At 58.8% G+C, this 19814-nt stretch carries 14 protein-coding genes; 9 read left to right on the forward strand and 5 right to left on the reverse strand.

The genetic code is table 11. From position 1 onward, the window contains the following. Positions 1 to 31: 31 nt before the first annotated feature. The 5 genes from AACY50_RS00535 to AACY50_RS00555 form a co-directional block, all read right to left on the reverse strand. Positions 32 to 1996: a hypothetical protein gene (locus AACY50_RS00535; protein WP_339464729.1), complete on the reverse strand. Its 1965-nt coding sequence runs from the start codon at positions 1994 to 1996 to the stop codon at positions 32 to 34. A gap of 108 nt (positions 1997 to 2104) precedes the next feature. Further along, positions 2105 to 5614, reverse strand: a complete 3510-nt coding sequence (locus AACY50_RS00540) for a calcium-binding protein (protein ID WP_339464728.1) — start codon at positions 5612 to 5614, stop codon at positions 2105 to 2107. A gap of 80 nt (positions 5615 to 5694) precedes the next feature. Continuing rightward, entirely contained in the window at positions 5695 to 7035 is a 1341-nt protein-coding gene (locus tag AACY50_RS00545; RefSeq protein WP_339493910.1) for a hypothetical protein, read from the reverse strand. A 1039-nt stretch (positions 7036 to 8074) separates the two neighbouring features. Further along, on the reverse strand, positions 8075 to 9391 hold the full coding sequence (locus tag AACY50_RS00550) for a bifunctional DedA family/phosphatase PAP2 family protein (protein WP_339538034.1): 1317 nt from the start codon (positions 9389 to 9391) through the stop codon (positions 8075 to 8077). Between the two features lie 81 nt (positions 9392 to 9472). Further along, the gene (locus AACY50_RS00555; protein WP_339464726.1) at positions 9473 to 10171 is read right to left on the reverse strand and encodes a DNA-3-methyladenine glycosylase; all 699 of its coding nucleotides are present in this window, start codon (positions 10169 to 10171) and stop codon (positions 9473 to 9475) included. A 177-nt stretch (positions 10172 to 10348) separates the two neighbouring features. Here AACY50_RS00555 and AACY50_RS00560 point away from each other — a divergent pair, with 177 nt between their 5' ends. The 9 genes from AACY50_RS00560 to AACY50_RS00600 all read left to right on the forward strand — a co-directional run bounded on the left by AACY50_RS00560 (position 10349) and on the right by AACY50_RS00600 (position 19777). After that, positions 10349 to 11620: a glutamate-5-semialdehyde dehydrogenase gene (locus AACY50_RS00560; RefSeq protein WP_339431345.1), complete on the forward strand. Its 1272-nt coding sequence runs from the start codon at positions 10349 to 10351 to the stop codon at positions 11618 to 11620. Beyond that, entirely contained in the window at positions 11589 to 12311 is a 723-nt protein-coding gene (nadD, locus tag AACY50_RS00565) for a nicotinate-nucleotide adenylyltransferase (protein ID WP_339431346.1), read from the forward strand. Before AACY50_RS00560 ends, nadD begins: the two co-directional genes overlap by 32 nt. A gap of 72 nt (positions 12312 to 12383) precedes the next feature. Next, positions 12384 to 12878, forward strand: a complete 495-nt coding sequence (gene rsfS / locus AACY50_RS00570) for a ribosome silencing factor (RefSeq protein WP_187678819.1) — start codon at positions 12384 to 12386, stop codon at positions 12876 to 12878. Positions 12879 to 12887: 9 nt separating this feature from the next. Next, positions 12888 to 13355 (forward strand): 23S rRNA (pseudouridine(1915)-N(3))-methyltransferase RlmH, encoded by a 468-nt coding sequence (rlmH, locus tag AACY50_RS00575; RefSeq protein WP_339431347.1) that lies wholly within the window; start codon positions 12888 to 12890, stop codon positions 13353 to 13355. Between the two features lie 10 nt (positions 13356 to 13365). Continuing rightward, positions 13366 to 15261, forward strand: coding sequence for a penicillin-binding protein 2 (gene mrdA, locus AACY50_RS00580; protein WP_339431348.1), 1896 nt, complete (start codon positions 13366 to 13368; stop codon positions 15259 to 15261). A gap of 31 nt (positions 15262 to 15292) precedes the next feature. After that, positions 15293 to 16396, forward strand: coding sequence for a rod shape-determining protein RodA (gene rodA, locus AACY50_RS00585; protein WP_221730279.1), 1104 nt, complete (start codon positions 15293 to 15295; stop codon positions 16394 to 16396). A gap of 17 nt (positions 16397 to 16413) precedes the next feature. Then, entirely contained in the window at positions 16414 to 17424 is a 1011-nt protein-coding gene (gene mltB, locus AACY50_RS00590; RefSeq protein ID WP_339464725.1) for a lytic murein transglycosylase B, read from the forward strand. After that, on the forward strand, positions 17424 to 18434 hold the full coding sequence (locus AACY50_RS00595; protein ID WP_339431350.1) for a septal ring lytic transglycosylase RlpA family protein: 1011 nt from the start codon (positions 17424 to 17426) through the stop codon (positions 18432 to 18434). The genes mltB and AACY50_RS00595 overlap by 1 nt, the downstream gene beginning before the upstream one ends. 185 nt (positions 18435 to 18619) lie before the next feature. Next, positions 18620 to 19777: a D-alanyl-D-alanine carboxypeptidase family protein gene (locus AACY50_RS00600; protein ID WP_221730187.1), complete on the forward strand. Its 1158-nt coding sequence runs from the start codon at positions 18620 to 18622 to the stop codon at positions 19775 to 19777. The last annotated feature ends 37 nt before the right edge of the window (positions 19778 to 19814 follow it).

A 19814-nucleotide genomic window follows, 5' to 3' on the forward strand; every position in this document is an offset into this window, starting at 1 on the left:
TGGCGCTTGGGTGTTTGGGGCCGCTAGACGGTCAAGGCCTGAAATGCTCGGGAACGGGCCAGACAACGTCGCCGGAGAGCGTGACTTCGCCTTTCGGCAAATGCAGGATCACGCCGCCGGAATCGGCAACTCGATTGATCAAGCGGTCATAAGGTGTTTCGCCCGAAAACCACACTGAGTTGCCGTCGGTTCCGTCCCACGTGGCTTTCTCGATAGCCTTGGCGTCATCACCGGCCTGTCGCAAGACATCTTCAACCCTTGCGGCCTTGTTCCGATTCGAGTGCACCAGCCAGATCCTCTCTGCGCTGATACCCCTCGTAGGCATTGATATCCGGCCTTCCATGTTATCCGCTTCAAAATCCTTGTTGTTCAGGTAAACGTTTTCCGCTCCGGGCACCACCTCGATGCCGCGGGTGTCGATGACATAAAGGAAGCCAAGTGTCTGTTTGCGCCGCAGCAATCGATAGTCACGCGAGTAGTCCATTTCAAACGACGTGTCGGATTCCCCCGCCGATTCAAATCGATAGTCGCTCGGTGAATCGCTGTCAGAACTGATATGTCCTGGATACCGGTTGGCCTGGCTGTTGTAATTCCGGGGGTTGGAGTAGTAACCAAAGCCCATGTAGGTCAACCCATTGGCCAGGCCGAATGTCGCGCTAAAAGCCCATCGGGTCGTGGAGTCGGAGGGGTTGCCCTTCAATCTCACCAGGCGTTTGTCCCGCGCCAGTTCAAAAGGGGTGCGCAGATCGGCCCGGAACATGGCAGGGATGTCGGTTCGGTACAGGAAGCCGTGCCGGTTTTGTTTATAGCCTGCACGCTTTAAGTACCCGTTCAGGAATTGGGCTTCATAGCGCTGCCCGACGTCGGGTAAATCGCTGGAAGAAAGTCCGCCTTCGGTTCTCAATCTGACAATGAAGGGGTCAAGTTCCTGCGCGATCTGCTCGAATCGCTGATCATCATCGCTGTTGGTCAGTCGCTTGTGCTGTTCTGCCCATTCGGGAATAGGGCCGATGTCCAGATCCTTCCTCAGACGAGCCTGTTGAGTGACGCTCAGGTTGTAGCTTCTGAGCAGTCGCTCGCATTCTACGGCGGACTTTTGCGGATAGAGCAATCGCAATGAACCTGTCACGTATTTGAAAGTGTCTGGCTCCTGAACGCGTCGGACCCAGTCAGGCACTCTGCCGATGGCTTGCGCTTCGTCCCGAAAGACCAGTGTTTCTGTACCTCGCAGGCGATACATGTTCCAGATGTCGCCATCGGTCAAGTGTTCAAATTTCAAGGGTATGGACGCCTCTCCCCGAGCTTCGAGCGGATCGACCTTGAACCAATTGTCATGCTCATCGCGAAGGGCGAAGCCGTAACCCTTATGCATTTTGTTCGGGTCAAAAAAATCGCGAAAGGAAACGGCGTAGTAGCCTTGGGCATCCGGTAGATGGGAGAACGCGAGCCGTTCGGTATTGTAGTAATCAACCGGTTTTTGCAAGGTCCAGGTGTTGCTCTCGCCGATGCGATAAAGCGGTGGTCCGCAGGGGGTTCGCTTACTGGGCAACTGGGCCCGGTAGGCTTTCATTTTGTCATCGAACCCTACCATCACGGTCTTGATGTCGCTTTGCGCGTTATCGCCGACAACGTCGGCAAACGGCTTGCCCTTGAAGAGTCTCAAACCAGCGGCATCGTGATCGACGGCGAGATTGGCCGGCGGGTGCTGGACATAGTCCTGCAGCGCAGATTGGCTGATAGTGGGTGGCGTCGGGGCGAGGTCATCCCTTTGCGTAACCGACAGGTGGACCTGTGTGGGCGAGGTTCCAGGCGTGGGATTGCCGGTTTTCACCTCTGACGACACGTTCAAATCAACCGATCCGTGGGGCCTGACGCGGGGAGGTAGCCCGAAATCCAGATTGTCCCCCGCGACTTCGGGCGAGTTCGGGCGGGTGAGCGACGGTTGGGCCGTATCGACCACTGGGGAGCGTTGAGGGGCTTTGGGTTTATTTCGCATAAGATTTGACTCCATGTCAGTGAATCAGCCATCCGTTGGCTGAATCGGGTTGGCCGGCATGGCAATCAGATCCATACCGGCGCGTCCTTGAGTGTGAGAAGAGAGCGGTCAGGCCTGGCCGATCGGCGCGATTGTCAGCTCTTCGGGTTTGATTGGCTGATGCGGATCAGTATCGACGCCCCAGCCGTTCCTCAACGAGCTGTAGTACACAGTGCCGATGGTTCCCGTTTTGAAGCCGATGTTGGTTATATGAACTTTTACGGCCAGTTCGTTGCGCTGTTGATGCGCACGGATATCGGCTTGCAGTGCTTCAATACTGGAATAGTGTCGGGCGTCGATGACGTAGAGCTGGATGACTTCAAACAGAAGTGACACTTCATAAATATTGCCGGATGAAGTCGCTACGCTGATCGACTCCACCGCAATGTCGCCTTCGATGCCTGGCAGTTCGATGACGCAACTGCCGACGCGCAAGCGATTGGAGTCCAGTCGTATATCGTCGCGTGTGACCGTTTCCGTCAATGTTTCGCTGTAGAGGGTCCAGGTCGAGGCGTCGGCCGTTCCAGCCGCTGCTTGCGGGGTGGACAGGCGAATGATCGAGTTGCTGGCCAGGTAGACATCGTAACTTGAGCTCTGGCCTTGCAGCAGATAGATGCCGGTGTGGGGCCGGGGTTCGATGACAATCTTTCTGGGGGCCGGGGGCAGCGCAATGGCCTTTGCGAGTCGTGGCTGGATACACAGATAGTTGCCATTGCGGCGCTTCAGGCAACTGCGGGTGGTGTAAATCCTGTTGCCGGGATTTCTGGAATCATCTTCGTAGTTCAGTGAGGGAACTTGAAGTCGATACGACACCTGGTCTTGCAGGATCACGGCAATGTCTTGCACCAGGCGCGGCGTCGTGACTTTCAGACTGTTTCTGCCGCTGTAGCCGGTGGCGGCGGTAATGGGCTGAATAATCCCTTTGAACACCACCACTTTTGATGGCAGCAAAATCGAGAGGTTGATGTCCTTGTAGATCAAGTGAGTGTTGCCCGAGACGCCTTTACGCGTTTCGACGTCATAACTGACGACCACTTCGACAATTTCCGAATCCTTGAAGTCGAGATAAACCTCTCGGGAGGTGTGCGGTGTGTGACGCGCGGCTAGAAACTCGACCCTGCCGTCTGCGCGTGACACAAAATGCCGCTTTGAACCCTGCTCCGTGATCACGACAGTACCGTGATTGACAATATCGGCATCGGGAGCCGGTCGGCCCTTGACGGTCTGCGCGACTTCAATCGCTTGGCTCAACGATTCACCTAATTGCTGGGGCAGGAGCGGCAACAGTTCATACCCGTCCTGGGTTTTGAACAGCCACCGTCCATTTTTCAACTGGCGCTGTCCGTCGATCGATTCGTAGAGGTCTTTAATGGTCAATACGTGCAGGGGATCTCTTCCATCCCTGTCGCGCAACGAACTGACGATCAGCGAGGTTCCGACGATCTCCCAGCGCTGAATGATTTCTCTTGGCCAGCCCAATTCGATGACGCTCGATTGTTCGCCATCCTCGACAATTGTCGTTCGGGCGTTGGTGTCGGCGATGTAATAGTGATCGGCGCCGCTGCCGCCATCGACATGACAATCGGGGCCAAAGATGTCAATTCTGTCGTTTCCGCCGCCAGTGCTGATGCGGTCGTAACCGTTGGCCGCCACTCGATTGGCGTCGTCGTTTCCGGTGACGTGGCTTGTGCCTTTGCGCAAGGTCGAGACGTTCTCGATCGAGGTGAGATGCGCGACTTCGACGGCATCGACTGCCGCGTCGAGTCTGCGCAATTTCATCTGGCCGCTTTGCAGGTCGATGTCGTGGCCGACGTGGCGGGTATCACTGAGCGGACGGCTGCCCTCGAAGACCAGGGTGTCAGAGCCTGCGCCGCCATCCAGCACGCTGATATGAGGCGGTTTGGTCAGACGATCAAGTTCCTGTTCGGTGACCGCCTGGTAAAACGCGTCATTCTTGTCGCCCCCGGTCAGCGCCTTGTGACCCTCGCGATAGGCAAACAGGTTGGGTTTGGCCTTGACGCCGATGACCCGGTCATTGCCGTCACCGAGGCGCCAGAAAACCCCTTTGTCATCGCCAGCAGTGCCGCTGACTTTGCCTTTCAGATCCTCAGGCAGACCGTTGCTGGCATCAATCACGTCGTCTGCGCCAACGATGACGGCCTGACTGTCGAGTTTGAACGGTTTTTCGCCGGCGCTTTCGTCCCACTGATAGCGCCAGAGTTCCACTGTCTTCAATTCAGTTTTGAAAGCGCCGTCGACGATGTGTTCGATGGCGTTTTTGTAGGCGCCGTCGAGCAGCTCTTTGGCTGACATCTCCAGTTGTGCCTGGTGGTCACGATAACCTTTGGAGAGCTTGAAGCGATCCATGACTTCCTTGTCCAGATCCTTGCCGGTAAAGGCGAGCCAGCCGGAGCGCAAGCGTTCGAGGGTGCTCAGCTCGATGTAGTCATCGATGTCGTCCACGACTCGGGCCGCCGAGTAAATCATCGAGCCGAATATAAGCACCGCTGCGGCAACGAGGCCGACAGGCCCGGCGGTACTGCCGAACCCCGCGATCGCCGCCACGCCCAGCACCAGGCTGATACCTGCGCCCGCTACACTCACACTCGCGTTGACGTAATGATCCTGCGCTTCCTTGCCTTCGGCTTGTGCCGCCGCATTGAAGGATTTGACGGCATCGATGATGTCGAAGGGCAAGGTGATCGCACTGGCAAACAGTCCGGCACCTCGACTCAGGAATTTGCCTGCCGAGGTGCCAGGAAAAAGCTTGAAGGTGGTCGAGCCGTGTCTGAGCATCGCTTCGCCACCCTTGTTAAACCCCTGTTCGATGATCAGTGAGCCGAACTCTGCGGCGATCGACGCGCCCTGGAATATCGCTTCCCCTGCGTCACCTTTCTTGATCCCGTCCAGTACCCCCATGAATCCGCTGTAGACGCCGAATGCTTGCAGGCCGACGCCGAATCCATTCATCAGGTAGCTTGCCCTCCCGTTGACCCAGCCAGGAGCGTTGTCAAACGAATCGGCCCGGTGGATATCCAGTTTCTGCGCGGCCTGACCCAATCGATTGAGTTGCTCCATTGCACTGCCGGAGGCCAGCGGCGTATCGCTGACGAACAACGGCATGGCATCGGGCGAGCGCTTGCAGGCAATTTCATAGAAAAGCATCGCCACCACGCCGCTGTCTGGAATATCGACTGACTTCAATCGGCTCTCGACGGACGCCGAGTGGAAGTTGAGTCCGTCCAGAAAGGTTTGATCAGGTATCGGCATACCGGCGTTCGCGGGACTGATGGGCTGGCCATTGACCGTCGCCCCCAAGGCCTGGAGCTCGACGCGACTGGTCAGCACTTCACCGATGCGCAGTGGGCCGAAGTGTTTGTCGAGGGACTTGAGGGTGCGTCGATAGGGTGCGTCGGCGTCGGCGTCGGCGTCGGATATCGGTGCAGTGCCTGCCAGTGTTGCTGCGCTGTCCACCCGGCCGGCCGGTGGCGCATGGAGATTGGCCGAGGCATCGATGGGCGTCACCTCAATGGGCTGGACGTTTGAAATGTGCAGGGGTGGAGCGATGATTTTTGACACGTATTAATCCTTTAATGATGAAGCGATGACGTCCGGTTTCCGTACCGGTGTGCCGCTGAACTTGCATGACTGATGATTTGTCAGGTGCCCGTGACTCCGGGCCAGGTGATGTCATGACCGAACTCGTTTTTGTTGCCCGACAGTCTAAGTATCGGCAGGCCAGCCGCCTCGACCTTGTCGATCAGTTGGTCATATTCCGGGTAATTGCGGTGACCCGCATGGGTGGCCGCTTCGATGCGCTCGGCATGTGTACCTGCTTGTAGCGTGATGTCCTCGACCTTGGCGCCCTTGGTCAGTGTCGAGTTCAACAGCCAGATACGGTCTGCCTCAAGCCCGCTTCTGGTGACCGAAATCAAACCCTCGAAATCGTCGGAAGGAAACCAGGTCGGAGGCGTCAGGCGGGCCGCGGAGTTGAACAGGTAATTTTCTTCATGCGGGACAACTTCCAGATTGCGGGTGTCCAGGGCATACAGAAACATTTCCTTTTGCCGCGTTCGGATGGGCTCGTAATCGCGCTCGTAATCCCAGGCAATCGGGCTATCGGCCTCGGACCAGTCTGACGAGTCGGCGTTTTCTATGTCGCTGGCGTCACTGGCATGACTGTCCGAGTCGCTGGCGTCGGCGTCCCGTCCCGGGTACTTGTTGGTCTGGCTGTTGAACTGCAAGTACTCGGGATCGGGCGCGCTGGCGTACATCTGGCCTTCTTTCAGGCTGAAGGTCGCGCTCATCGGCTTGTGAGTCGTAGCGCCGGGTTCGTGGTGGTAACGAGGCAGCATGGTGTCGTCATTGGCCAGTTCGAACGGCGTACGCTCGTCGCCCCGAAAGAGCGCTGGAATGTCGGTCCGGTACAGGCAGTTGTACTTGTTGCGCAGATAACCCATTTTGCTCAAGAGTGCTTCGCGCAGTTCGAATGTCATGCTGGTCTCGGGGTTGTACCAGTCGTGACGTGCGTTGCGTTTGAGATTCAACTCCTCGACGGCATCGCGGCTCAGTTGATCGAGTCGTTGGGGATTGTTGATGTCTTCGGTCAGGCGTTTGTGCGCCAGCGCCCATTGGGGCATTGTCAGCTCGGTCTGCAGGTGTCGCTGCAAACGGATCAATTGGCTCGGCAGCAGGTTGAACGATTGCAGGAACGTCTCGCGTTGCGTGAGGTTCGAGTCCGGCAGCATCCAGCGCAGGCCGTTGCGCAGTAAGTCTGTCACCGGGTTTTTGGCAGGGCGAGGCTCGGCCCATTGCGCAGGTCTTCCGCTGGACTGGACTTGAGCCCTGAAACGCACGATGTCCTGACCTTCAATCCCGTAGACCTCCCATAGCTGGTGATCGGTCCATTGCTTCAAGTGCGTGGGGTGTGAGCCGAAACCGTTGGCGGGCGGGTCGACCTGAACCCAATTGGCGAACTGATCCCTGAATGCAAAAAGCATGTTGGAGTCCTTCGAACCGAAGACGGGCCTTAGTTCGTAATAACCCTGCGAATCCGGAGAGCGTCCTGTTGGCGAGTATCGGCTTTGATCAATGTATGTGGGTGTGTCGAGTGGGCGAGGTCTTTTGGCGGTGGACATCAGATCAGGCCGCTCGCTGATTGGCGGAGCGGGCCTTTTGGGTAAGGCGATGTTTTGCGTCTGACGCTCAGGGCTGACCACGGGACGTTCGCTGACCTGTTGTGTCAGCCGCCAGGTGGGGAGGCCGTCGTTTTTATAGAGGAGGGGACCCGACGGTGTTCGCTCTGTCAGAAACTTGCCGCGATAGTTACCGAACTCGTCAAGGGCGACATGCATGGTTTGCAAAGTGCCCTCGTATTCCACGTCGACAAACCTGCGCCCGACGACCCAGCGAAAACCTTCTGCATCCGCGGGTTTCATGCCGCGCAGAAAATTTTCTGAAAGCCAGTAGTCACTCACGGAGCCGTCGTTTTTGCGGGGGGCAAAGCCTTGCCGCGGCGCGGGAGTGACTTCAACAGCAGGCTGCCGGGAAAGATCGGTGCCTGTGACAGGTTTTATAGATGAATTCGTAGGATTCGGTGAATCAGTGAGCCCGGCTCTATAGGGTACAAAAGGATCGAAAATTACGTCGGGGCGTTGTGATGCAGGCGTCATTGGATCTGGCGCTTTTACGTTTGATGTTGGGGGTTTTCGAGGTAACTTCGGACTCATGAACTACTCAGTACTGGATATATGAAAATATCGTGTCGTTTTTATTGATAAAAAATGCGGGTGGTTGTTGGTGAATAAGTTGCTGAGTCGAATTTAACTGAATTCCACAGATATGAAAGGCGCCACGGCCTTGCTCTCAAGCAAAATATGTAACTTTGATTGTTGGATTCGAAGTATGACGCTGTTCTTGCGCTGTGAATCAAGAATATTTACTTGGCGTCGGTAAGTTGGAGTAGGGGGATAACACTGCTCTCGTCGGAAGTTTCCTTAAAGAGCAGTGCGGAGGGCGTGATAGTTGTAAATCGATTTATTAGTAGGCGTAGCGCAACAGTGTATGTGGCAAATGACGCAGTACGAAAAAACCGAACAGTGTCACCATGGCCGGCAGAATCAGCCACCAGACTTTTACCGGCATTGCATTGAGCGGTAATTTGCGTTGGCTCAGCCACAGGCTCGCCGCACACACGCCAGCGGCCAGCATGGCGCCGGCGAGAATATCCGTCGGCCAGTGCGCTCCCAGATAGACGCGCGACAGAGCAATTGCCAAGGCCGGAATGCAGGCGATCATCAGCCACGTCAGGCGCATGCGTGACGGCTGCCCGCGTCCGGCGAGGACGGCCAGAGCCAGGAACAAGGCGAACGATCCCGAGGCGTGGCCGCTGGGCATGCTGTAACTGGTAAGCGGGTCGGTCAGCACGTCCGGGCGTACCCGGGCGAAAAACTGTTTGGTCGCGGTGTTGGCCAGGGCGGTGCAGAGAAGGGTGCTGCCGACGAAAATCGCCTGACGCCACTGCCGACAAAGCAACAGCAGGACGGTCAGCAGGATGCTGAACATCAGCATGTTGCGGAACTCGCCGATCAGGGTGAGCGTGACCGCGACTTCATCCAGCACGGGTTGACGATGCTCCTGCACCAGCGTCATCACGCCTTGGTCGAGGGCTGTCAGGTGCGGATAGCCGATGAACAGGCCGATCAGAATCAACAGGTTCATGCTGCTGATCCAGATCGTTGCGCTGCGATGCCGGCGCAGGCTGCTGTTCACACTGAGGCCGACCACGGCTGCGATACAGCCGGCGACAATCCCGGCCTCAAGCCAGAACCCTTCGGGCAATGGCAGGCGGATCGCTGCTCCGGTGGCCCAGCCTGGCAGCAGGTAGGCCAGACTCCAGCCGGCGGCGGCCAGAAGGCTGACGGCGGCGAAGCGCGGGAAGGGCATGTCGCACATCCCGGCGACCATCGGCAGCATGGGCCGCAACGGGCCGATGAAGCGTCCGACCAGCAGGCTGGCGATGCCGTAGCGCTGAAAATAGGTTTCGGCGCCGGCCATCCATTCCGGGTGATGGCGCAGTCCGGGCAGTCGCCGGATGTTCTGATGAAAGTGTCGGCCGAGGAAGTACGAAACCAGATCACCGAATATCCCGCCGAGGAAACCCAGCAACAGGGTTTCGCTCAACGACAGCGCGCCGCTGCCGGCCAGCACGGTCACGGCAAACAGCAACACCGTGCCGGGCACGATCAGCCCGACAATCGCCAGGCATTCGGCAAAGGCAACAATGAACACCGCTGCGGCCAGCCACTGTGGATTGGCCGCCAGCCAACCGGTCACGCTATCGAGCCATGGGCCCATACAGACAAACTCCATCAAATCTTCAAATAGCCCATGGGGCGCTTAACCTTCAACGGCACACCGCTCAATGCGGGAGCGTGTTCAGGGCAATACAAAATAATCCCGGCCTTCGACCTGACCCCGTCGCAGCGGGTTGCGCGTGCACCATTGCGCATAGGTCGCGTCGACGAAACGGTACATCAGGTGTTCGTCACGGCCATGAGGAATGCCCAATCTCGTGGTTTGAATAACGTGCGAGGGCGCAGGCCCCGTGTCCTCAACGAGCAGCAACTGATGATCGAAACGCTTGGCGTCCCACACTGGCACCTTCAATCCCAGCGCTTTGCACAGCAACGTCTGTCCGGCGCAGAGCTTTTGCGACGGTCGCGCCTGACCCTGAGCATCAGGGTTGTTCAGCAGCATCTGCGCCAGACTCGCCGGGCCACTGATCTCATCGACCCACGGATAGGCCGACTTGATCAACACCGCATTGCCCGGCCCTTGCGCGCTGAAGTTCAGCGAATCGCCGCCGCGTGCGTAATACATATAAATGTGCCCGCCATCCAGAAACAAAGCCTTACGCTTTTCTGTGTAGCCGAGCGATGCATGACTGCCTTTTTCCGCGCAGTAATACGCTTCGGTTTCGATGATGCGCGCGCTGAGCCACAAATCAGCAACGCGATGGCGGATGACTTTGCCGAGCAGATCCTTGGCCAGTGTTTGGGCATCGCGGTCGAAAAAAGCGTCCGGGAGTCCCTGCAGCAGGTGTCCGGCGCGGGTGCGAACGGTCTGGTTGGGCATGGCAGGCGATATTTATCCAGGCGGAGGAGGTCGTGATGATAACAATCCAAGGCTTAATTACGCCTGAACATCGGCCAATCACTGTTCATTTCGACCATCCGCCCGTCACCGCTGTTAGTCCCGGGATGCGACAGCTATAATCTGCCGCTTTCCTCTTCGCCAAGACCCCAGCAGACCATGACTGAGTCCGTTCTTGACTACATGACCCGATTGGGTCGCGCCGCCCGCGAGGCTTCCCGGGTCATCGGCCGTGCCAGCACCGCGCAGAAAAACCGCGCCCTGCAGGCTGCTGCCAATGCTTTGGACGCCGCACGCGCCGAGCTGGCGGCAGCCAACGAACAGGATCTGGCTGCCGGTCGCGCCAATGGTCTGGAGCCCGCATTGCTGGAGCGCCTGGAACTCACCCCGGCGCGCATTGACGGCATGATCGTCGGCCTGCGTCAGGTTGCCGCGCTGCCAGACCCGGTCGGCGCCATCCGTGACATGAGCTTTCGCCCGTCGGGCATTCAGGTCGGCAAGATGCGCGTGCCGCTGGGCGTGATCGGGATCATCTACGAATCGCGCCCCAACGTGACCATCGATGCCGCCAGTCTGTGCCTGAAATCGGGTAATGCGACCATTTTGCGCGGTGGCTCCGAAGCGATTCATTCCAACCGTGCGATTGCCGCATGCATCCAGCGTGGTCTGGCCGAGGCGCAATTGCCGGCAGCGGTGGTGCAAGTGGTCGAAACCACTGACCGTGCTGCCGTTGGCGCGATGATCACCATGCCCGAGTACGTCGACGTGATCGTGCCGCGCGGCGGCCGTGGTCTGATCGAACGCATCAGTCGCGATGCTCGCGTGCCGGTGATCAAGCATCTGGACGGCATCTGCCACGTCTATGTCAGCGAACACGCCGACCTGGACAAAGCCCAGCGCATCGCCTTCAACGCCAAGACCTATCGGTATGGCATTTGCGGCGCGATGGAGACCTTGCTGGTCGATCAAACCGTTGCCAAGGATTTCCTGCCATCGATGGCTGCCCAGTTCCGCGAAAAAGGCGTCGAACTGCGTGGTTGCGAGTGCACCCGGGCGATCATCGACGCCGTGCCGGCCAGTGAAGACGACTGGAACACCGAGTATCTGGCGCCAATCCTGTCGATCCGTGTGGTCGACGGTCTCGATCAGGCCATTGAACACATCAACCATTACGGCTCCCATCACACCGACTCGATCGTCAGCGAAAACCTCGCAGACACGCGGCGGTTTGTGGCTGAAGTCGATTCGGCGTCGGTGATGATCAACACGCCGACCTGCTTCGCCGATGGATTTGAATACGGATTGGGTGCCGAGATCGGCATTTCTACTGATAAGCTGCACGCCCGCGGCCCGGTGGGTCTTGAGGGGCTGACCTGCGAGAAGTACATCGTGGTCGGTGATGGCCAGTTACGCGGCCAGGCGACGGTCTGACTTGGCCGACCTCGACCTGACAGCGACGCCATCGGGCAGCGAGCCCCGCCCACTGCGCATTGGCATATTGGGCGGCACCTTCGATCCGGTGCACATTGGCCATTTGCGCGGCGCGCTGGAAGTGGCCGAAACGCTGGCACTGGATGAGTTGCGTCTGACGCCGAGCGCGCGACCGCCGCATCGCGATACACCGCAGGTGTCGGCGCAGGATCGCTTGGCGATGGTCGAGTGCGCGGTGGCCGGAGTGCCGCCGCTGGTGGTGGACGCCCGCGAATTGCAGCGGGACAAACCGTCCTGGACCATTGATACCCTGGAGTTGATGCGTGCCGAAATGGCCGCCGAGACCCAGGTTTTTCTGCTTTTGGGCTGGGACGCATTTTGCGGCCTGCCCACTTGGCATCGCTGGGAAGAGTTGCTCCAGCATTGCCACATCCTGGTGCTACAGCGCCCGGACGCCGACAGCGAACCGCCGGATGCCTTGCGCAACCTGCTGGCAGCGCGTTCGGTGAGCGACCCGCTGGCCCTGAAAGGGCCGAGCGGACAGATTGCATTCGTCTGGCAGACACCGCTCGCGGTTTCCGCCACCCAGATCCGTCAACTGCTGGCCAGCGGTAAGTCGGTACGTTTCCTGGTGCCCGACGCGGTCCTGGCCTACATCGATGCGCACGGTCTTTACCGTGCGTCGAACTGAACAAGGCGTGCTTCACTGATACGGATCACCGTGTCGCCAAGCCGCCGAATACATGAGCAAAACGAGTTTTATATGACTGACAAAGACCAAACCAAAGTAAAGCGCAAAGGCACATTCAAGAGCGCCCCGCTGCCAGAGCCGGTCAACACCAACGAGCCGCTGAAAGGTGACGACCTGGTCAAGCTGGCCGTGGCTGCACTGGAAGACGTCAAGGCGCAAGATATCCAGATCATCGATGTTCGCGACAAGCAGAGCATCACTGACTACATGATCATCGCCACCGGTACTTCCAATCGCCAGATCAACGCGATGCTGGATAAGGTTCGCGAAGAAGTCAAAAAGCAGGGCGCCAAGCCGCTGGGCGAAGAAGGCAAGGGCGACAGCGACTGGGTGCTGCTCGACCTGGACCTGGTGATCGTGCACATGATGACCGCCTCGGCGCGTCAGTTCTACGACCTGGAACGCCTGTGGGCCGGTGCCGAGCAAAGCCGCGCGGCCGACGCCAAACACCACAGCCCGGAAAACACCCACGAGCATTTCACCAAGCTCAACAAAGACCAGCTCTAAGGGATCGCTGTGCGACTGCGACTGATCGCCGTCGGTTCACGCATGCCCAAGTGGGTGGAAGAAGGCTGGCATGAATATGCCAAGCGTCTTCCGTCCGAGCTGGCGCTGGAACTGGTGGAAATACCGCTCAATACCCGTGGCAAGAATGCTGACGTGGCTCGTTTCATCCGCCAGGAAGGCGAAGCCATGCTGGCCAAGGTCGGGCAGAACGAGCGGATCGTCACGCTGGAAGTCCACGGCAAACCCTGGAGTACCGAGCAACTGGCGGTCGAACTCGACCGTTGGCGGCTGGATTCGCGCACGGTCAATTTCATGGTTGGTGGCCCGGAAGGGCTGGCGCCGCAAGTCTGTGCTCGTGCCGATCAACGCTGGTCGTTGTCACCGCTGACGCTGCCGCATCCGCTGGTGCGGATTCTGATCGGCGAACAGTTGTACCGTGCCTGGACCGTGCTGTCCGGTCACCCTTACCACAAGTAAGCCTGCCCTCATGTCTCAGCCGATCCGCATCAAGGACCACGAAAAAGACGCACGCCTGGTGCGTAGCCGCGTCATATTCGGGGCCGTTGTGGTGGTGGCGCTGATCTGTGTGCTAATCGCACGGCTTTATTTCTTGCAGGTGATCCAGTACGAGTACCACTCGACCCTCTCGGAGAACAACCGCGTCCATGTGCAGCCGATCCCGCCGACGCGTGGGCTGATTTTCGACCGCAATGGCGTCGTGGTGGCCGACAACCGGCCAAGCTTCAGTCTGAGCATGACCCGCGAGCGCTCCGGCGACTGGCAGCAAGTGCTCGACGTGATCGTCGAAGTGCTAGGGCTGACGCCCGAAGACCGGGTGATCTTCGAGAAGCGCATGCGTCAGGGGCGTCGGCCGTTCGAGCCGGTACCGATCCTGTTCGAATTGACGGAGGAGCAGATCGCCCGCATCGCCGTGAACCAGTTCCGTCTGCCGGGCGTGGAAGTGATTGCGCAACTGGTCCGTCACTACCCGCAGGGCGCGCATTTTGCGCACTCGGTGGGTTACATGGGGCGGATCAACGAGAAAGAACTCAAAAGCCTCGACCCGGTCAACTACAGCGGCACCCATCACATCGGCAAGACCGGCATCGAGCGTTTCTACGAGCCGGAGTTACACGGTCAGGTGGGTTACGAGGAAGTCGAGACCAACGCCCGTGGCCGCGTCTTGCGTGTGCTCAAGCGGACCGATCCGATTCCCGGCAAGGACATCGTTCTGAGCCTGGACATCAAGTTGCAGGAAGCGGCCGAGGCGGCATTGGGCGGACGTCGCGGTGCGGTGGTCGCGCTCGATCCGAGAACTGGCGAAGTGCTGGCGATGGTCAGTCAGCCGAGTTTTGACCCGAACCTGTTCGTGACCGGGATCAGCTTCAAGGCATACGCCGAGTTGCGTGATTCCATTGACCGGCCTCTGTTCAACCGCGTGCTGCGCGGTCTGTACCCGCCGGGCTCGACGATCAAACCGGCGGTGGCGATTGCCGGCCTCGATTCAGGGGTTGTGACGGCGTCGAGCCGGGTGTTCGACCCGGGTTACTACATGCTGCCCAACTACGATCACAAATACCGCAACTGGAACCGCACCGGTGACGGCTTCGTCGACCTCGACACAGCGATCATGCGGTCCAACGACACCTACTTCTATGACTTGGCCCATAAGCTGGGCATTGATCGGCTGTCGGCTTACATGAACAAGTTCGGCATCGGCAAGAAGGTCTCGCTGGACATGTTCGAAGAATCCCCAGGCCTGATGCCTTCGCGTGAGTGGAAGCGGGCGACACGCAAGCAGGCGTGGTTCCCGGGCGAGACGCTGATCCTGGGGATCGGCCAGGGCTATATGCAAGCGACGCCGCTTCAGTTGGCCCAAGCCACGGCGCTGGTAGCGAACAAAGGCGTGTGGAACCGGCCGCACCTGGCCAAAACCCTCGAAGGGGTGAAACCGGTGGACGAAAACCCGATGCCGGACATTATCCTGCGTGACCCGTCGGACTGGAACAAGGTCAACCACGGCATGCAGCAGGTGATGCACGGTGCCCGGGGCACCGCGCGCAAAGCGGCAATCGGTGCGCAATACCGGATCGCCGGCAAATCGGGTACCGCTCAGGTGGTCGCGATCAAGCAGGGCGAGAAGTACGACCGCTCCAAGGTTCAGGAGCGCCATCGCGACCACGCGTTGTTCGTCGGTTTCGCCCCGGCCGACGATCCACGAATCGTCGTGTCGGTGATGGTTGAGAACGGTGAGTCCGGCTCCGGTGTTGCCGCGCCCGTCGTGCGTCAGGTCATGGACGCCTGGTTGCTGGATCAGGACGGACATTTGAAGGCCGAATACGCCAGTCCAATCAGTGCGGAGGCTACGGCCCGTGATGAATAACTTTGATCGCATGCTCTCCAGCGAGGATGTGATGCGTCGCCGCGCGACGTTGCTGCAAAAACTGCATATCGATGGCCCTTTGTTGATCCTGTTGCTGATTCTCGCCGCCGGCAGCCTGTTCGTGCTGTATTCGGCCAGCGGCAAGAACTGGGATCTGCTGGCCAAACAGGCCACTTCGTTCGGCATCGGTCTGGTGTCGATGATCGTCATCGCCCAGTTCGAACCGCGCTTCATGGCCCGTTGGGTGCCGCTCGGCTATGTGATCGGGGTGGTGCTGCTGATGGTGGTGGACATCATGGGCCACAACGCCATGGGCGCGACACGCTGGATCAACATTCCCGGGGTGATCCGCTTCCAGCCCTCCGAGTTCATGAAAATCCTCATGCCGGCGACCATCGCCTGGTATCTGTCGAAACGGACATTGCCGCCACAACTCAAGCATGTCGGCATCAGTTTGATGCTGATCGGTGTGCCGTTCATTCTGATCGTGCGTCAGCCGGACCTCGGTACTTCGCTGCTGATTCTGGCGGGCGGAGCGTTCGTGCTGTTCATGGGCGGGTTGCGCTGGCGCTGGATTCTCAGCGTATTGGCCGCCGCCGTACCCGTGGCGGTCGCCATGTGGTTTTTCATCATGCACGACTACCAGAAGCAACGAATCCTGACGTTCCTTGACCCGGAAAGCGATCCGCTCGGTACGGGCTGGAACATCATTCAGTCGAAAGCGGCGATCGGTTCCGGCGGCGTGTTCGGCAAGGGATGGCTGCTCGGCACCCAATCGCATCTGGACTTCCTGCCTGAAAGTCACACCGACTTCATCATTGCAGTACTTGGCGAAGAGTTCGGCCTGGTGGGCATTTGCGTGCTGCTGCTGATCTATCTTTTGTTGATTGGTCGGGGGCTGGTGATCACGGCACAGGCACAAACATTGTTCGGCAAATTGCTCGCCGGTGCATTGACCATGACGTTTTTTGTTTACGTTTTCGTCAACATCGGTATGGTCAGTGGCCTGTTACCGGTTGTAGGGGTGCCGTTGCCGTTCATTAGCTACGGAGGAACTTCGCTGGTGACATTGCTGTCAGCGTTTGGGGTTTTGATGTCGATCCATACCCATCGCAAGTGGATCGCGCAGGTTTGAATAAGGTGAAGATTTCAATGCAAGTAATGCGTGGCTGGGCGACTCGATGCGCGCCGTGGGTTGGCCTGGTAGGCATCCTCGGTAGCGTGCAGGACGCGCTGGCCGGCGAATACGAAGGCTCGCCGCAGGTGGCCGAATTCGTCGGTGAAATGACCCGCGACTACGGCTTTGCCGGTGAGCAACTGATGGGTGTGTTTCGCGAGGCGCAGCGCAAGCAGTCGATTCTCGACGCCATCTCCCGTCCCGCCGAGCGAGTCAAACAATGGAAAGAATACCGTCCGATGTTCATCACGGACGCACGTATCGCCCGTGGTGTCGACTTCTGGCGTCAGCATGAGGCGACGCTGGCCCGTGCCGAACAGGAGTACGGCGTGCCGGCACAAGTCATCGTGTCGATCATTGGCGTTGAAACCTTTTTCGGACGTAATACCGGTAATTTCCGGGTGATCGACGCCTTGTCCACGCTCGGATTCGACTATCCTCCCCGTGCCGAATTTTTCCGCAAGGAACTGCGTGAGTTCCTGCTGCTGGCGCGTGAAGAGCAGGTCGATCCATTGACCCTGAAAGGCTCTTACGCAGGCGCCATGGGCCTGCCGCAGTTCATGCCGAGCAGCTTTCGCGCCTATGCGGTGGATTTCGACGGTGACGGTCACATCAATATCTGGACCAATCCGGATGATGCGATCGGCAGCGTCGCGAGTTATTTCAAGCGTCACGGTTGGGTCGCTGGCGAGCCAGTGGTCAGCCGTGCAGACGTACGTGGCGAGCAGGTCGATGAAGGCCTGACCACCGGTATCGAGCCGACGAAAACCGTTGGGGAGTTGCGAGCGCTGGGCTGGTCGAGTCATGATGCGCTGCGCGATGACATGCCAGTCACTGCATTTCGTCTCGAAGGCGAAAACGGCCCTGAATACTGGATGGGCCTGAAGAATTTTTACGCGATCACGCGTTATAACCGCAGCGTGATGTACGCCATGGCCGTACATCAACTGTCTGAACAGCTGGTAAAAGCACGGGGCGTCAAGTAATGCGGGCATTGCCTATCAACAAACCCCTGAAACTGGTGGCATTCACTGCGTTGGCGGTGCTGGTCGCCAGTTGTTCGACCAGCCGTTCACCGACTCAAAAGACATCGTCTACCGCTGTGCGCGCGCAGCCGGGTCTGGATATCAACCGGGCGCACAAAGACGGCGCGCCTTGGTGGGACGTCGATGTCTCGCGCATCCCGGATGCCACGCCGACCCTGCACACCGGCCCGTACAAGGCCAACCCTTACACGGTGCTGGGAAAAACCTATTTCCCGTTGCAAGAATCGAAGTCGTATGTCGCTTCTGGCACAGCGTCCTGGTATGGCACCAAGTTCCATGGCCAGAACACCGCCAACGGCGAGGTCTATGACCTGTACGGCATGAGTGCCGCCCACAAGACCTTGCCACTGCCAAGTTACGTTCGGGTGACCAATCTGGACAACAACAAGAGCGTGATTCTGCGGGTCAACGATCGCGGCCCGTTCTACTCCGACCGCATCATCGATTTGTCCTACGCTGCCGCCAAGAAGCTGGGGTACGCCGAAATCGGCACCGCGCGGGTCAAGGTCGAAGGCATTGATCCGCAACAATGGTGGGCTGCCAAGGGCCGTCCGGCACCTTTGATGCTCAACGAGCCGCAAGTCGCGCAAAATAGCGCCCCGGTGATCACGGCCTCGGCCGGCACCGTTGAGCAATGGACGCCGCCGGTGCAGCAACACGCCGCGGCCGTCGTGCCGGTTCAGCTCGATGCAAAAAAAAACGCTTCTGCACCAGCATCTGGCCAGTATCTGCAGGTGGGCGCGTTCGCCAACCCGGACGCTGCAGAGCTCCTGAGGGCGAAGCTCAGCGGGATGGTGAGCGCTCCGGTTTTCATCAGTTCGATCGTGCGCAATCAGCAGACCCTGCACCGGGTACGTCTGGGGCCGATCGGTTCGCCGGGTGAGATTGCCCAGGTACAGAACAGCGTCCGCCTGGCCAACCTTGGTTCGCCAAGTGTGGTTTCGGAGTAAGCAATACGCAGGACTTGATTGCGATTCACCAGCGATTGGGGGTGAATCAGGTTGTTGGCTCGTCGAAGAATAAAAGCCCGGCAAGGGTGACTGGAGTGAGCAACTGAACACGCGATGGCCCGTTAGAAGGCTGTCTGAATAGTTTTGCCCTAGGGCAAGTTTCCATTAGCGATTTCGAGAGACGGATGAACATCACCACCTTTGCCAAACGCCTGTGTCTGCTAGTCCCGCTGCTCCTCTCGCCCGCCGCCTTTGCGGCCGAGATGATGCCGTCGCCCCCTCAACTGGCCGCCAAAGCCTACGTCCTGATGGACGCCAGCAGCGGCAATGTGCTGGTAGAGAACAACGGTGATCAGCGTCTGCCACCGGCCAGCCTGACCAAACTGATGACGGCATACATCGCTACGCTGGAAATCCGTCGCGGCCAGATCGGTGAAAACGATCCGGTGACCGTCAGCGAAAACGCCTGGCGCACCGGCGGCTCGCGGATGTTCATCAAGGTGGGTTCGCAGGTCACTGTCAGCGACCTGCTGCACGGCATCATCATTCAGTCCGGCAACGACGCCAGTGTGGCGCTGTCCGAGCACATCGCCGGCAGCGAAGACGCCTTCGCCGACCTGATGAACAAAACCGCTTCAGAACTGGGCATGACCAATTCCCACTTCATGAACCCGACCGGTCTGCCGAATCCTGAGCACTATTCGTCGGCTCACGACATGGCGATCCTGGCTCGCGCGATCATCCACGAAGACCCGGCCCACTATGCGATCTATTCGCAGAAAGAGTTCTTCTGGAATGGCATCAAGCAGCCTAACCGCAACCTGCTGCTGTGGCGTGACAAGACCGTTGACGGTCTGAAAACCGGTCACACCGAAGAAGCCGGCTACTGCATGGTGTCCTCGGCTGTACGCGACGGCCAGCGCCTGATCGCCGTGGTGTTCGGCACCAACAGCGAAGTGGCTCGCGCCGCTGAAACCCAGAAGCTGCTGACCTACGGTTTCCGCTTCTTTGAAACCCAGACCTTCTATCAGAAAGGCACCGAACTGGCTCAGGCCCCGGTGTGGAAAGGCACCACCAATCAAGTCAAGGCCGGCCTGGCTGAAGACCTGACCATGACCCTGCCCAAAGGCCAGCTGAAGAAGCTTGCGGCCAGCATGACCATGAACCCGCAACTGACCGCGCCCATCGCCAAGGGCGACGTGATCGGTAAAGTCGAAGTGAAACTGGAAGACAAGGTTGTGCACAGCGCCGACCTGATCGCTCTGGACGCTGTCGAGGAAGGTGGTATCTTCCGCCGCATGTGGGATAGCATCCGTCTATTCTTCTACGGCTTGTTCAACTGATTTAGTGTTGACCTGCATGGCCCTGCTCCGATCCGGT

It is taken from the genome of Pseudomonas sp. RA_15y_Pfl2_54, assembly GCF_963971015.1.
Lineage (GTDB): Bacteria > Pseudomonadota > Gammaproteobacteria > Pseudomonadales > Pseudomonadaceae > Aquipseudomonas > Aquipseudomonas baetica_A.

Excerpts from the sequence above, each read along its gene's own strand:
- AACY50_RS00535 (WP_339464729.1), bottom strand. The coding sequence starts at position 1,996 with ATGCGAAATAAACCCAAAGCCCCTCAACGCTCCCCAGTGGTCGATACG.
- AACY50_RS00545 (WP_339493910.1), bottom strand. The coding sequence starts at position 7,035 with ATGCTTTTTGCATTCAGGGATCAGTTCGCCAATTGGGTTCAGGTCGAC.
- AACY50_RS00550 (WP_339538034.1), bottom strand. The coding sequence starts at position 9,391 with ATGGGCCCATGGCTCGATAGCGTGACCGGTTGGCTGGCGGCCAATCCA.
- AACY50_RS00555 (WP_339464726.1), bottom strand. The coding sequence starts at position 10,171 with ATGCCCAACCAGACCGTTCGCACCCGCGCCGGACACCTGCTGCAGGGA.
- AACY50_RS00560 (WP_339431345.1), top strand. The coding sequence starts at position 10,349 with ATGACTGAGTCCGTTCTTGACTACATGACCCGATTGGGTCGCGCCGCC.
- nadD (WP_339431346.1), top strand. The coding sequence starts at position 11,589 with ATGGCCAGTTACGCGGCCAGGCGACGGTCTGACTTGGCCGACCTCGAC.
- rsfS (WP_187678819.1), top strand. The coding sequence starts at position 12,384 with ATGACTGACAAAGACCAAACCAAAGTAAAGCGCAAAGGCACATTCAAG.
- mrdA (WP_339431348.1), top strand. The coding sequence starts at position 13,366 with ATGTCTCAGCCGATCCGCATCAAGGACCACGAAAAAGACGCACGCCTG.
- rodA (WP_221730279.1), top strand. The coding sequence starts at position 15,293 with ATGCGTCGCCGCGCGACGTTGCTGCAAAAACTGCATATCGATGGCCCT.
- mltB (WP_339464725.1), top strand. The coding sequence starts at position 16,414 with ATGCAAGTAATGCGTGGCTGGGCGACTCGATGCGCGCCGTGGGTTGGC.
- AACY50_RS00595 (WP_339431350.1), top strand. The coding sequence starts at position 17,424 with ATGCGGGCATTGCCTATCAACAAACCCCTGAAACTGGTGGCATTCACT.
- AACY50_RS00600 (WP_221730187.1), top strand. The coding sequence starts at position 18,620 with ATGAACATCACCACCTTTGCCAAACGCCTGTGTCTGCTAGTCCCGCTG.